This window comes from Escherichia sp. TC-EC600-tetX4 (genome assembly GCF_019356055.1).
GTDB lineage: Bacteria > Pseudomonadota > Gammaproteobacteria > Enterobacterales > Enterobacteriaceae.
Genome location: NZ_CP079924.1, coordinates 4418245 through 4431341 on the forward strand (window position 1 = coordinate 4418245; position 13097 = coordinate 4431341).

Annotated in this window: 11 protein-coding genes; 5 read left to right on the forward strand and 6 right to left on the reverse strand. The window is 50.4% G+C overall.

Translation table 11 applies throughout. From position 1 onward, the window contains the following. The first annotated feature begins 42 nt into the window (after nucleotides 1-42). Nucleotides 43-735, forward strand: a complete 693-nt coding sequence (gene ompL / locus KXD89_RS21385; protein ID WP_072647347.1) for a porin OmpL — start codon at nucleotides 43-45, stop codon at nucleotides 733-735. Between the two features lie 90 nt (nucleotides 736-825). Here ompL and KXD89_RS21390 read toward each other — a convergent pair whose 3' ends face one another. From KXD89_RS21390 to typA, 4 genes are all read right to left on the reverse strand, one after another. Then, entirely contained in the window at nucleotides 826-2091 is a 1266-nt protein-coding gene (locus KXD89_RS21390) for an MFS transporter (protein WP_000956313.1), read from the reverse strand. Nucleotides 2092-2192: 101 nt separating this feature from the next. Then, complete coding sequence (locus KXD89_RS21395) at nucleotides 2193-3173, reverse strand: sugar phosphate isomerase/epimerase (protein ID WP_000256396.1); 981 nt, start codon at nucleotides 3171-3173, stop codon at nucleotides 2193-2195. Nucleotides 3174-3180: 7 nt separating this feature from the next. Then, nucleotides 3181-3891 (reverse strand): GntR family transcriptional regulator, encoded by a 711-nt coding sequence (locus KXD89_RS21400; protein WP_000829798.1) that lies wholly within the window; start codon nucleotides 3889-3891, stop codon nucleotides 3181-3183. 216 nt (nucleotides 3892-4107) lie between these two features. Then, nucleotides 4108-5931 (reverse strand): ribosome-dependent GTPase TypA, encoded by a 1824-nt coding sequence (gene typA, locus KXD89_RS21405; RefSeq protein ID WP_000570668.1) that lies wholly within the window; start codon nucleotides 5929-5931, stop codon nucleotides 4108-4110. A 372-nt stretch (nucleotides 5932-6303) separates the two neighbouring features. Here typA and glnA point away from each other — a divergent pair, with 372 nt between their 5' ends. The 4 genes from glnA to KXD89_RS21425 all read left to right on the forward strand — a co-directional run bounded on the left by glnA (nucleotide 6304) and on the right by KXD89_RS21425 (nucleotide 10691). Then, nucleotides 6304-7713 carry a glutamate--ammonia ligase gene (gene glnA / locus KXD89_RS21410; RefSeq protein ID WP_001271717.1) on the forward strand — a complete coding sequence of 470 codons (1410 nt, stop codon included), beginning with the start codon at nucleotides 6304-6306 and terminating at the stop codon, nucleotides 7711-7713. A gap of 285 nt (nucleotides 7714-7998) precedes the next feature. Beyond that, on the forward strand, nucleotides 7999-9048 hold the full coding sequence (gene glnL / locus KXD89_RS21415) for a nitrogen regulation protein NR(II) (RefSeq protein ID WP_000190577.1): 1050 nt from the start codon (nucleotides 7999-8001) through the stop codon (nucleotides 9046-9048). A gap of 11 nt (nucleotides 9049-9059) precedes the next feature. Then, nucleotides 9060-10469, forward strand: a complete 1410-nt coding sequence (glnG, locus tag KXD89_RS21420) for a nitrogen regulation protein NR(I) (protein ID WP_001188777.1) — start codon at nucleotides 9060-9062, stop codon at nucleotides 10467-10469. A 111-nt stretch (nucleotides 10470-10580) separates the two neighbouring features. Continuing rightward, nucleotides 10581-10691 carry a YshB family small membrane protein gene (locus KXD89_RS21425; RefSeq protein ID WP_000893994.1) on the forward strand — a complete coding sequence of 37 codons (111 nt, stop codon included), beginning with the start codon at nucleotides 10581-10583 and terminating at the stop codon, nucleotides 10689-10691. A gap of 228 nt (nucleotides 10692-10919) precedes the next feature. Here KXD89_RS21425 and hemN read toward each other — a convergent pair whose 3' ends face one another. Both hemN and yihI read right to left on the reverse strand, forming a co-directional pair. Next, nucleotides 10920-12293, reverse strand: coding sequence for an oxygen-independent coproporphyrinogen III oxidase (hemN, locus tag KXD89_RS21430; RefSeq protein WP_000116090.1), 1374 nt, complete (start codon nucleotides 12291-12293; stop codon nucleotides 10920-10922). Nucleotides 12294-12481: 188 nt separating this feature from the next. Next, a complete protein-coding gene (gene yihI, locus KXD89_RS21435) occupies nucleotides 12482-12991 on the reverse strand; it encodes a Der GTPase-activating protein YihI (RefSeq protein WP_001295266.1) in 510 nt (169 codons plus the stop codon). Nucleotides 12992-13097: the final 106 nt, after the last annotated feature.

Sequence of the window (13097 nt, forward strand, 5' to 3'; positions counted from 1 at the left end):
TGGTGGGTGGCGGCCTCCCTACGTTTAAAAAATGGACTTATTATGAAAAAGATTAATGCAATAATTTTATTATCTTCTCTGACCTCTGCCTCGGTATTTGCTGGCGCATACGTCGAAAACAGGGAGGCATATAATCTTGCCTCCGATCAGGGCGAGGTTATGCTACGTGTGGGTTATAACTTCGATATGGGCGCGGGTATTATGTTAACCAATACCTACAACTTTCAGCGAGAAGATGAACTAAAACATGGATATAACGAAATTGAAGGCTGGTATCCGTTATTTAAACCAACCGATAAATTAACCATCCAGCCCGGTGGCTTAATTAATGATAAGAGTATCGGTTCGGGTGGTGCAGTGTATCTGGACGTCAACTATAAATTTGTACCATGGTTTAATCTGACAGTACGAAATCGCTATAACCATAATAACTATAGTTCAACAAATTTGAGCGGGGAACTGGATAATAATGACACCTATGAAATTGGCACCTACTGGAATTTTAAAATCACCGATAAATTTTCCTATACATTTGAGCCACATTACTTCATGCGAGTGAATGACTTTAATAGTAGCAACGGGAAAGATCATCATTGGGAAATCACTAACACCTTCCGTTACCGTATTAATGAACACTGGCTCCCTTATTTCGAATTGCGCTGGTTAGACCGCAACGTCGAACCGTACCACCGCGAGCAAAACCAGATCCGTATCGGGACGAAGTATTTCTTCTGATGTGAAACTGCCGGATGCGGCGTAAACGCCTTATCCGGCCTACGGTTGATACGGTTTTCGTTGGCCGGATTAAGCACATCCGGCCATTAATTAAGCTTCAGCCGCCAGCATCTCTTTCTTACGTTGGCTAATACGCTTAACCAGCATTACGGAAACCACCGCACCACTGAATGCGAAGCAGGCCATAATGCCAAACACGATTTTGTAGCCAATAATCCCCGGATTTAAATCCAGAATGTAGCCATACAGACTGAAGCAGAACATCGCCGGAGCGTAACCAATAAAGCTACCCAACGCCATCGCCGCACCTGTTTTATTTTCAGCAATTTTTGCTTCGCCGATAGGTGCAAAAAATACGGCTCGCTGTGTAAAGACTATCGCGCCAAAGCCCAGCGTACATGCCATCCCTAAATAGACCGGCATACTTTCGTGCGGCAGCATAATCAACAGTACGAGCGCAGCGGTACTAATGATAAAGGTGTAGCATAGATATTTACTTGGCGATTTCAGGATCTTATCTGAAATCATGCCACCAATCGGTCCACCAATCATTTTCAGACAGTATTGGTTAATGATGCCGTAAGCCCCCACCAGCGCAACGGGCAATAGATAGATGTTTTTCAGGAATGGAATGAAGAATGTCAGGCCACAGTAAACCGCGTAAACGAAGAAGACGTTAAAAGCGATAAGCCAGATAGTTTTGTCTTTCAGCACCGAGGTCATACTGGTGTTTTTCGATGCTCCGTCTTCTTTTTTCACCTCAACGGACGGTGCCTCTTCTTTGTCATTCAGGACAAAGAAAATAATAATGCCTACGGCAATCACAATAAGGGAATAGAACCAGATGCCTGCTTTAAAACCTAATAAGCCACTGCCAAACCAGGTAAATACTGCCAACGCAGAAAATGCCACCACGGTATCGACAATGCCACGCCCTGTTTCGAAGAAGCCAAACAACCGACCTTGTTGTTCGCTATTGCCCAATCGACTTACCGACTTGAGCAAGACCGGCCAGTTCATCATGTCGCAAGTAACGCCAAATAGCGCCCAGACAAAGAGGATGCCCCAATACCCCGGCATTGTCGTCAAATAAACACCCAGTAATCCTGTCGCAATGAGTGAGAATGACATGGTGTATCTGCGCGGTAGTTTATCGGCAAAATAAATAGACAGAAAAAAGCCCACTGTGGTGACAAATGAGTTTACCGACATAGCATTACCAATTTGACCATTGGTCAAATGGAAATATTCCTGCATCGGGATATAAAACGCATCTTTCAGCGACGGTAATTTATAAATTGTACCGCCACACAGTGTTAATAGACTAAATAACGCCCATTTCTTTTTCGTGAGCATAACATCCCCTAAGCGATTTTTAAAATCACTGTTTTAAAGGCAATAAGATACCGACCATTCATATGGAATGGTTTTATTAACTGCGTATGAGTTAAAACTTATTAGTGGTTCAGAAGATGGTTTGCCTCTTGTTTGATTTGTTGTAGTACGTTACGCACATGATTTATCTGATTAATTGCATCTTCTTTTTCTTTACGTAACCGCGCATCCAGTAAATGATTTTCTGGCAATGGTGTTTCACTCATCTGGCGATAAGGGATCCACGGATTATCATCTTCGTCTTCAAAGCGGAACGCCGGCGCATAGTAATCAACCTCTTCTTCCAGGCCATATGCCGTCACCTGCGGCTCATCATCACCCAGGCAGATAAGGTGCGTTAATAACGCTTTGAACGGCATATCACCCTGACCTGAAATACAGGCTTTATGACCCAGGCCACCCGGTTCTTTAACGATCAAGGCATCTTTGATATGGACCTGGGTAATATGCGGTGCCATCGTTTTTAAAGCGTCGATGGGATGCTCATTTGCATTGATCATGTTCGCAAAATCAAACAGTAAGGAAAGAGATTCCATCTCACTTTCTTTGACCAGCGACACCAGCTCATGACTTTTTAAATCTTCATGCTGCTCGATCGTAAAAGTCAGGCCGCTGTCCTGATACGTTTCCCGTACATAGGCAATGTCGTTAGCGATAATCGATAATACGTCGCGCAAATTACCTTCATAACGTGGATAAAAACGTACGGACGATGCCCCAGTTTTCAACGCGATGGCGACGGCTTCGTCAATAGATGCCTTATCTGAGGCGCTGGTTTCAATATGAATATCAAGGTTCAGACGGCGGGCTTTATCCCCAAAGGCAGAGAGTTCTTTATCGTCCATATTACCAAGAGAAAAACGCTCGCCATCGAGAACATGGATTTTGACGCCACGTAGATTATTTTCACTTGCGATATCAAGTAAATCAGCAGGCAACACTCTTTCCAGCCGCATATTTAAATGAAAGGCATAAGCATGTAAATAAAGAGGAAGAGTGTCGACACGTTGTAGAATCTTTCTTGCGTTATTTATTGTCACCATAAAACACCTACAGATTAATGATGAGGTCTACGGCCTCAAATCGCCAATATTCAATATCTATTTGGACAATATTGCCTTGCTGGTCGGCGCGATGCTTTTCAATTAAGATCGCTGGCATACCCGCAGAACCGCCAAGATACTTGCTGATATCGCCCGGCATTCTGACGGGTTTGAAAATCAATTTTTTTACTACCGTCTCTTTTTGGTAGCACTTTTCCCAGACTGCAGAAAATGAGTGGTTTTCAAGTTGTTCAATAAAGCCCGGAGCAACTTCAGGATTAATATATGTTTCGTGATAGAAAACTTTATGTCCTTCCAGCGCCCCCCAGCCGGTGATGCGATAGAGTTCAGTTGATGGCGTCACTGCAATCAGTGGCGCGAGCGTCTCGGGAATATCGCTGGTACGGTTTTTCTCGGTAAACCCCCAGGAAGGCTCTCGCCCTTGCTCAATTGCGGCCCGCTGAAAGCTCGCCGACAGCTCCGGACTGTAATTAAATCGCGGCTGGGTCACGAACCACCCCTTACGATCCTTACGGAAGATTTTGGATTCTGCCTCGAGGTTCAACAACGCCTGGCGCAGCGTCATACGTTTAATGCCCAGCAGTTCTCCCAGCTCTCTTTCTGAAGGGAGTTTTCCACCCGGCGTGGTGATGCCATCTTTCAACCACCGATCCAGTTTCTCTTTTGCATTTTCTACGGTGGATTGATTCTCCGCCATTGTTTAATCCTTTTGGTTTAAACCAGATGAAGCATCTTACGCTTACGCCAAAAAAGAAAGCAATTAACGGCGTATGACTTTGCAGATAATTGTGACAAAGCTCTCTATTGACGTAACCACAGACTTATAAGGGAGATACTCGCATTGGTGTGCGCTCACGACAGGCAAAAAAAAACCTGCCATCGCTGGCAGGTTTTTTATGACTAAAAAACGAAATTAATCGTCTTTCGGTGCGCGGTTGGCGCGGCGACGATCGTTTTCCGTCAGGTGACGTTTACGAATACGGATAGAGGTCGGAGTCACTTCTACCAGTTCGTCATCATCGATGAACTCCAGAGCTTGTTCCAGAGTCATGCGGATAGGCGGAACCAGAACAACGGCTTCGTCAGTACCGGAAGCACGCATGTTGGTCAGTTTCTTACCGGTCAGGCAGTTTACAGTCAGGTCGTTAGAGCGGCTATGAATACCGATAATCTGACCTTCGTAAACTTCTGCACCGTGACCGAGGAACAGCTTACCGCGATCCTGCAGACCGAACAGCGCGAACGCGACCGCTTTACCCTGACCGTTAGAGATCAGTACGCCGTTCTGACGCTGACCCACTTCACCCGGACGTACGTCGTCGTAGTGGCTGAAGGTGGAGTACAGCAGACCAGTACCGGAAGTCATGGTCATGAACTCAGAACGGAAGCCAATCAGACCACGGCTTGGGATCACGTAGTCGAGACGTACGCGGCCTTTACCGTCTGGATTCATGTTTTTCAGGTCGCCTTTACGTTCGCCCAGCGCCTGCATTACAGAACCCTGATGCTGTTCTTCAACGTCCAGAGTCACGTTTTCATACGGCTCTTGTTTACGACCGTCGATTTCACGGAAGATAACTTTCGGACGGGATACCGCCAGTTCGAAACCTTCACGACGCATGTTTTCGATCAGAACAGACAGGTGCAGTTCGCCACGACCAGAAACGCGGAACGCATCGGCGTCTTCGGTTTCTTCTACGCGCAGCGCAACGTTGTGTACCAGTTCTTTGTTCAGACGATCCAGGATCTGACGAGACGTTACGAACTTACCTTCTTTACCGCAGAACGGCGAGGTGTTAACGCAGAAGAACATAGAAACGGTCGGCTCATCAACGGAGAGTGCCGGCAGCGCTTCAACGTTTTGCGTGTCGCAAACGGTGTCAGAAATGTTCAGTTCGCCAAGGCCCGTGATCGCAACGATATCGCCAGCTTCCGCCAGATCGGTTTCGATACGTTCCAGACCGAGGTGGCCCAGCACTTTACCGACTTTCGCGTTGCGGGTTTTGCCTTCGCTATCGATGATAGTGACCTGCTGGTTCGGCTTCACTTTACCGCGCTTGATGCGGCCAATGCCGATAACGCCAACATAGCTGTTGTAATCGAGCTGAGAAATCTGCATCTGGAACGGACCGTCAAGGTCAACGTCCGGCGCAGGAACGTGGTCAACAATCGCCTGGTACAGCGGGGTCATGTCTTCCGCCATATCTTCGTGGTCCAGACCCGCGATACCGTTCAGCGCAGAAGCGTAAACGATCGGGAAGTCCAGCTGCTCGTCGGTCGCGTCGAGGTTAACGAACAGATCGAATACCTGATCCACAACCCAATCAGGACGCGCGCCAGGGCGGTCAACTTTGTTGATAACAACAATCGGCTTCAGGCCGTAAGCAAACGCTTTTTTGGTTACGAAGCGCGTTTGCGGCATCGGGCCGTCAAATGCGTCAACCACCAGCAGCACTGAGTCTACCATGGACATTACACGTTCAACTTCACCACCGAAGTCGGCGTGCCCCGGGGTATCAACGATGTTGATACGGTAATCATTCCATTTGATAGCGGTGTTTTTCGCGAGGATGGTAATCCCACGCTCTTTCTCCAAATCGTTGGAGTCCATCACGCGCTCTTGGGTTTCGGCACGAGAGTCGAACGTACCGGATTGTTGGAGCAGCTTGTCTACCAGGGTGGTTTTACCATGGTCTACGTGCGCGATGATGGCGATATTACGCAATTTTTCGATCACAACTTTGCCTCAGGCATTAGAAATAGCGCGTTATTGTACACGGATTAATCGCACTACAAAACAGGATCACAAACATCCTCCGCAAACAAGTATTGCAGAGTCCCTTTGTGATCGCTTTCACGGAGCATAAAAAGGGTTATCCAAAGGTCATTGCACCAACATGGTGCTTAATGTTTCCATTGAAGCACTATATTGGTGCAACATTCACATCGTGGTGCAGCCCTTTTGCACGATGGTGCGCATGATAACGCCTTTTAGGGGCAATTTAAAAGTTGGCACAGATTTCGCTTTATCTTTTTTACGGCGACACGGCCAAAATAATTGCAGATTTCGTTACCACGACGACCATGACCAATCCAGGAGAGTTAAAGTATGTCCGCTGAACACGTACTGACGATGCTGAACGAGCACGAAGTGAAGTTTGTTGATTTGCGCTTCACCGATACTAAAGGTAAAGAACAGCACGTCACTATCCCTGCTCATCAGGTGAATGCTGAATTCTTCGAAGAAGGCAAAATGTTTGACGGCTCCTCGATTGGCGGCTGGAAAGGCATTAACGAGTCCGACATGGTGCTGATGCCAGACGCATCCACCGCAGTGATTGACCCGTTCTTCGCCGACTCCACCCTGATTATCCGTTGCGACATCCTTGAACCTGGCACCCTGCAAGGCTATGACCGTGACCCGCGCTCCATTGCGAAGCGCGCCGAAGATTACCTGCGTTCCACTGGCATTGCCGACACCGTACTGTTCGGGCCAGAACCTGAATTCTTCCTGTTCGATGACATCCGTTTCGGATCATCTATCTCCGGTTCCCACGTTGCTATCGACGATATCGAAGGCGCATGGAACTCCTCCACCCAATACGAAGGTGGTAACAAAGGTCACCGTCCGGCAGTGAAAGGCGGTTACTTCCCGGTTCCACCGGTAGACTCGGCTCAGGATATTCGTTCTGAAATGTGTCTGGTGATGGAACAGATGGGTCTGGTGGTTGAAGCCCATCACCACGAAGTAGCGACTGCTGGTCAGAACGAAGTGGCTACCCGCTTCAATACCATGACCAAAAAAGCTGACGAAATTCAGATCTACAAATATGTTGTGCACAACGTAGCGCACCGCTTCGGTAAAACCGCGACCTTTATGCCAAAACCGATGTTCGGTGATAACGGCTCCGGTATGCACTGCCACATGTCTCTGTCTAAAAACGGCGTTAACCTGTTCGCAGGCGACAAATACGCAGGTCTGTCTGAGCAGGCGCTGTACTACATTGGCGGCGTAATCAAACACGCTAAAGCGATTAACGCCCTGGCAAACCCGACCACCAACTCTTATAAGCGTCTGGTCCCGGGCTATGAAGCACCGGTAATGCTGGCTTACTCTGCGCGTAACCGTTCTGCGTCTATCCGTATTCCGGTGGTTTCTTCTCCGAAAGCACGTCGTATCGAAGTACGTTTCCCGGATCCGGCAGCTAACCCGTACCTGTGCTTTGCTGCCCTGCTGATGGCCGGTCTTGATGGTATCAAGAACAAGATCCATCCGGGCGAAGCCATGGACAAAAACCTGTATGACCTGCCGCCAGAAGAAGCGAAAGAGATCCCACAGGTTGCAGGCTCTCTGGAAGAAGCACTGAACGAACTGGATCTGGACCGCGAGTTCCTGAAAGCCGGTGGCGTGTTCACTGACGAAGCAATTGATGCGTACATCGCTCTGCGTCGCGAAGAAGATGACCGCGTGCGTATGACTCCGCATCCGGTAGAGTTTGAGCTGTACTACAGCGTCTAAGTGTTTTAGTTGCCGTGGAAACTTTTCGCCTGTCTCTGGCAGGCCTGGGATCGGTGGCAAGCACATCACGCCGGATGCGACGCAAATGCGTCTTATCCGGCCTACACGGTGATGATGTGGTAGGCCGGAGCAGGTGAGTCGCTCTCCAACGTGAAGTTTGTCAGCTATCTGTAGCCCATCTCTGCATGGGCTTTTTTCTCCGTCAATTCTCTGATGCTTCGCGCTTTTTATCCGTAAAAAGCTATAATGCACTAAAATGGTGCAACCTGTTCAGGAGACTGCTTTATGGCAACAGGCACGCAGCCCGATGCTGGGCAGATCCTCAACTCGCTGATTAACAGTATTTTGTTAATCGATGACAACCTGGCGATCCATTACGCCAACCCTGCCGCGCAACAACTGCTCGCCCAAAGCTCCCGCAAATTGTTTGGTACACCGTTACCGGAACTGTTGAGCTACTTCTCATTAAATATCGAGCTGATGCAAGAAAGTCTGGAGGCGGGGCAAGGTTTTACCGATAACGAAGTGACGCTGGTCATCGACGGGCGCTCGCATATCCTTTCTGTGACGGCCCAGCGTATGCCGGACGGCATGATCCTGCTGGAGATGGCTCCGATGGATAACCAGCGCCGCTTAAGTCAGGAACAGCTACAGCACGCCCAGCAGGTTGCTGCCCGTGATTTAGTGCGCGGCCTGGCACATGAGATTAAAAATCCGCTTGGCGGTTTACGTGGCGCGGCGCAGCTGCTCAGCAAAGCGTTACCTGACCCATCACTACTCGAATATACCAAAGTGATTATCGAACAGGCGGACCGGCTGCGAAATCTGGTCGACCGTCTGTTGGGGCCGCAGCTGCCCGGTACGCGCGTTACCGAAAGTATTCACAAAGTGGCTGAACGCGTGGTAACGCTGGTGTCGATGGAACTGCCGGACAACGTGCGGTTGATTCGTGATTACGATCCCAGCCTACCGGAACTGGCGCACGACCCGGATCAAATTGAACAGGTCTTGCTGAATATTGTGCGCAATGCGCTACAGGCGCTGGGGCCGGAAGGCGGTGAAATCATTCTGCGTACCCGCACCGCGTTTCAACTGACCTTACACGGCGAGCGCTACCGGCTGGCGGCGCGGATTGATGTGGAAGATAACGGGCCGGGCATTCCGCCTCATTTGCAGGATACGCTGTTTTACCCGATGGTCAGCGGCCGCGAAGGTGGCACCGGGCTTGGCTTATCCATCGCTCGTAATTTGATTGATCAGCATTCAGGCAAAATTGAATTTACCAGTTGGCCAGGGCATACCGAGTTCTCGGTTTACCTGCCTATCAGGAAATAAAGGTGACGTTTATGCAACGAGGGATAGTCTGGGTAGTCGATGACGATAGTTCCATCCGTTGGGTGCTTGAACGTGCGCTCGCTGGGGCAGGTTTAACCTGTACGACGTTTGAGAACGGCGCAGAAGTGCTGGAGGCGCTGGCGAGCAAAACGCCGGATGTGCTGCTTTCAGATATCCGTATGCCGGGAATGGACGGGCTGGCGCTGCTCAAGCAGATTAAACAGCGCCATCCAATGCTTCCGGTCATCATTATGACCGCACATTCCGATCTGGATGCTGCCGTCAGCGCCTATCAACAAGGGGCGTTTGATTATCTGCCCAAACCGTTTGATATCGACGAAGCAGTGGCGCTGGTTGAGCGCGCTATCAGTCATTACCAGGAACAGCAGCAGCCGCGTAATGTTCAGCTTAACGGCCCAACGACCGATATCATCGGCGAAGCGCCAGCCATGCAGGACGTGTTCCGTATTATCGGTCGGCTTTCGCGTTCTTCTATTAGCGTGCTGATTAACGGCGAATCCGGCACCGGTAAAGAACTGGTCGCTCATGCCCTGCATCGCCACAGTCCGCGCGCCAAAGCGCCGTTTATCGCGCTGAATATGGCAGCTATCCCAAAAGATTTGATCGAATCAGAACTGTTTGGCCACGAGAAAGGCGCGTTTACTGGCGCGAATACCATTCGTCAGGGGCGTTTTGAACAGGCCGATGGCGGTACATTATTCCTCGACGAAATTGGTGATATGCCGCTGGATGTGCAGACGCGTTTGCTGCGCGTGCTGGCAGACGGTCAGTTTTACCGCGTTGGCGGCTATGCGCCGGTGAAAGTGGATGTGCGGATTATCGCTGCCACTCACCAGAATCTCGAACAGCGAGTGCAGGAAGGTAAGTTCCGTGAGGATCTGTTCCACCGCCTGAACGTTATCCGCGTTCATCTGCCGCCGCTGCGCGAACGTCGGGAAGATATTCCCCGTCTGGCGCGCCATTTTTTACAGGTTGCCGCGCGCGAACTGGGCGTAGAAGCGAAGTTACTGCATCCGGAAACCGAAGCTGCTCTGACGCGTCTGGCGTGGCCAGGCAACGTGCGCCAGCTGGAAAACACCTGCCGCTGGCTAACGGTGATGGCCGCCGGGCAGGAAGTGTTGATTCAGGATTTGCCCGGCGAACTGTTTGAATCAACGGTTGCGGAGAGTACTTCGCAAATGCAACCGGACAGCTGGGCGACGCTTCTTGCGCAGTGGGCAGACAGAGCGCTGCGTTCCGGTCATCAAAATCTGCTTTCCGAAGCGCAGCCAGAGCTGGAGCGGACGTTACTGACGACCGCGTTGCGACATACGCAGGGGCATAAACAGGAAGCGGCGCGGCTACTCGGCTGGGGCCGCAACACCCTGACGCGTAAGTTAAAAGAGCTGGGGATGGAGTGATTCACAGCTTGTGTGTAAAGATTGATTATTGAGCGCAAATTGCTGGTATTTTACGCTTTACTGTTCCGATAAGTTCAGTATGATCTTGCCCGGAAAACGGGGAGAGTCATTATGCTGGAATCAATAATTAATCTGGTATCGAGTGGCGCAGTTGACAGCCACACACCGCAAACTGCCGTTGCTGCCGTGCTGTGTGCCGCAATGATTGGGCTGTTTAGCTGAAGCTCGTTGTTTATGCCGGATGCGGAGAAAGTCGTAGGCCTGATAAGACGCGACCAGCGCCGCATCAGGCATCATGCTCAGATGCCTGATGCGGCGTAAACGCCTTATCCGGCCTACAAAAGCAATAATTTCAACAGGTTTTGTTGCCCAGCGCATCAGGCAATCTTGTTCTCAGCACATTGATGGCGCTTTCGTTTTCTACTTTGTAAACGAAGCGCCATTCACTATTTAAATCACCCGAGAGAACTGCTGCATCCGCGCTTTCTGGCGCAGATAGGTATCAAAGCACATGCAAATGTTGCGGATCAGCAAGCGACCTTTCGCCGTCACCTGTATTCCCTTCTCATCCACATCCACCAGCCCATCTTTTGCTAACGGGGCGAGCAGCTTGAGATCTTCCGCAAAGTAATCAGCGAAGTGCAAATCCCACTGTTTCTCAATAGGGGCGTAATCCAGACGGAAGTTGCAGATGAGCGACTTAATCACATCGCGGCGAATACAGTCATCACGCGTTAGCGCAATACCACGCCACAGCGCATTGCCTTGTTCATCCACTTGCTGATAGTACTGCTTCAACTCTTTCTGGTTCTGCGCGTAGCAGTCGCCAATCATGCTGATGGCGGAAACGCCCATCCCCAGCAGATCGGTATCGCCCTGAGTGGTGTAGCCCTGGAAGTTACGATGCAGCACGCCTTCACGCTGGGCCACCGCCAGCTCGTCATCCGGACGGGCAAAGTGATCCATACCGATAAACTGATAGCCCGATTGCGTCAGGAAGGCGATGGTTTCCTGCAGGATATCGAGTTTTTGCTGCGGACTCGGCAGGTCAGCATCTTTGATTTTGCGCTGAGCAGCAAAAATGGTCGGCAGATGCGCGTAGTTAAAGACACTCAGACGATCGGGGTTCAGCTCCGCCACACGTTTCAGGGTAAAGGCGAAACTCTCCGGCGTCTGTTTCGGCAGGCCGTAAATCAGGTCGATGTTGGTGGAGGTAAAACCAATCTCACGCGCATGGTTAAGCAGTGCAAAGATGAACTCTTCATCCTGCTCGCGGTTAACCAGACGTTGCACTTCTTTGTTGAAGTCCTGCACGCCCATGCTCAGGCGATTAAAGCCTTCGGCGCGTAAATGATCGAGTACATCCAGTTCGATTTCCCGCGGATCGACTTCGATCGAAATCTCCGCATCGGCATTGAACTGGAAGTTTTCGCGCAGCAGCTTCATCAGGCGGCTGATTTGCGCTTTATTCAGATACGTCGGCGTTCCGCCGCCCCAGTGCAATTGGCTGACGTGACGCCCGGCGAACAGCGGTGCACGATGGACGATTTCTTGCTCCAGCGCGTCCAGATACTGATCGGCCTTGTGCTGCTGGCGAGTAACAATCTTATTGCAACCGCAGAAGTAACAAAGCTTATGGCAGAACGGGATATGTACGTAGAGAGATAATGGACGCTCAGGATAGCGCGCCACGGCTTGTAAAAACGCCTGTTCGCCGAAGTCTTCTGAAAACTCCAGCGCGGTCGGGTACGAGGTGTATCGTGGCCCGGAATAGTTATATTTCTGGATCAGGGCCAGATCCCAGTCGATTTGCTGTACAGACATGCTCACTCCTTCCGATGGCGTCTCTGGCGGCTACGGCGTACCGGCGGATGCCCGTTTCGGGTCATCAGCCGGTTGCGCAGCCACTTTTGTCGCCGCGACAACCGCTGTAGTTTAACGAATAACCACACCAGATAACATATAACCGGAAGGGTTATCAGCAGAACGGGAAGGCCCACGGCGGCAATCCGTTAGTTGCCCCGCAGCAGACGCATCATGTCTTCTTGCTTCTCGTCTTCTTCCTCTTCTTCGTCATCGTCATAAGAGAGGCCGAGTTTCTGCATCAACTCATCAATACGATCCAGTTTAGCATCCACCCAGGATTGCTCTTCGGCACTCAGGGTTTCGCCTGCTTCCAGACGTTCCAGCAGCGCATCCAGACGCTCATCCGTTTCCAGTAATTCCAACTCCGCCTGCGGTGAAAGCATAGGTTTCTCACTCTTCGGTTTGTGCTGTTTGGTGACTTTTTCAGTCACGCCCAATGGAATAGGGGTTTTACTGCCAATACGTGGATCTTTTGGTGCGTTCTGGCCTTTGCTGCCTGACGTGGTGTTTCCGCCCGCTGCGCGGCTGCCCGGCGCATGACCACGACGTTTTTTCTGACGCTTGCGATCACGAGCTTCCTGATCCAGCTCCTCGCGTGTTTTTCGACGCGCTTTTGCATGACCTTTGCTGCGTGAGTTTGAAGATGATGGTTTCATAATGGTTCGTCTTTTAGCCGTTTTATTCAGTATAGATTTGCGGCGGAATCTAACAGAAAGCAAGCAAAGAAAAAAGGCGACAGATTACTCTGTCGCCTTTTTTCCT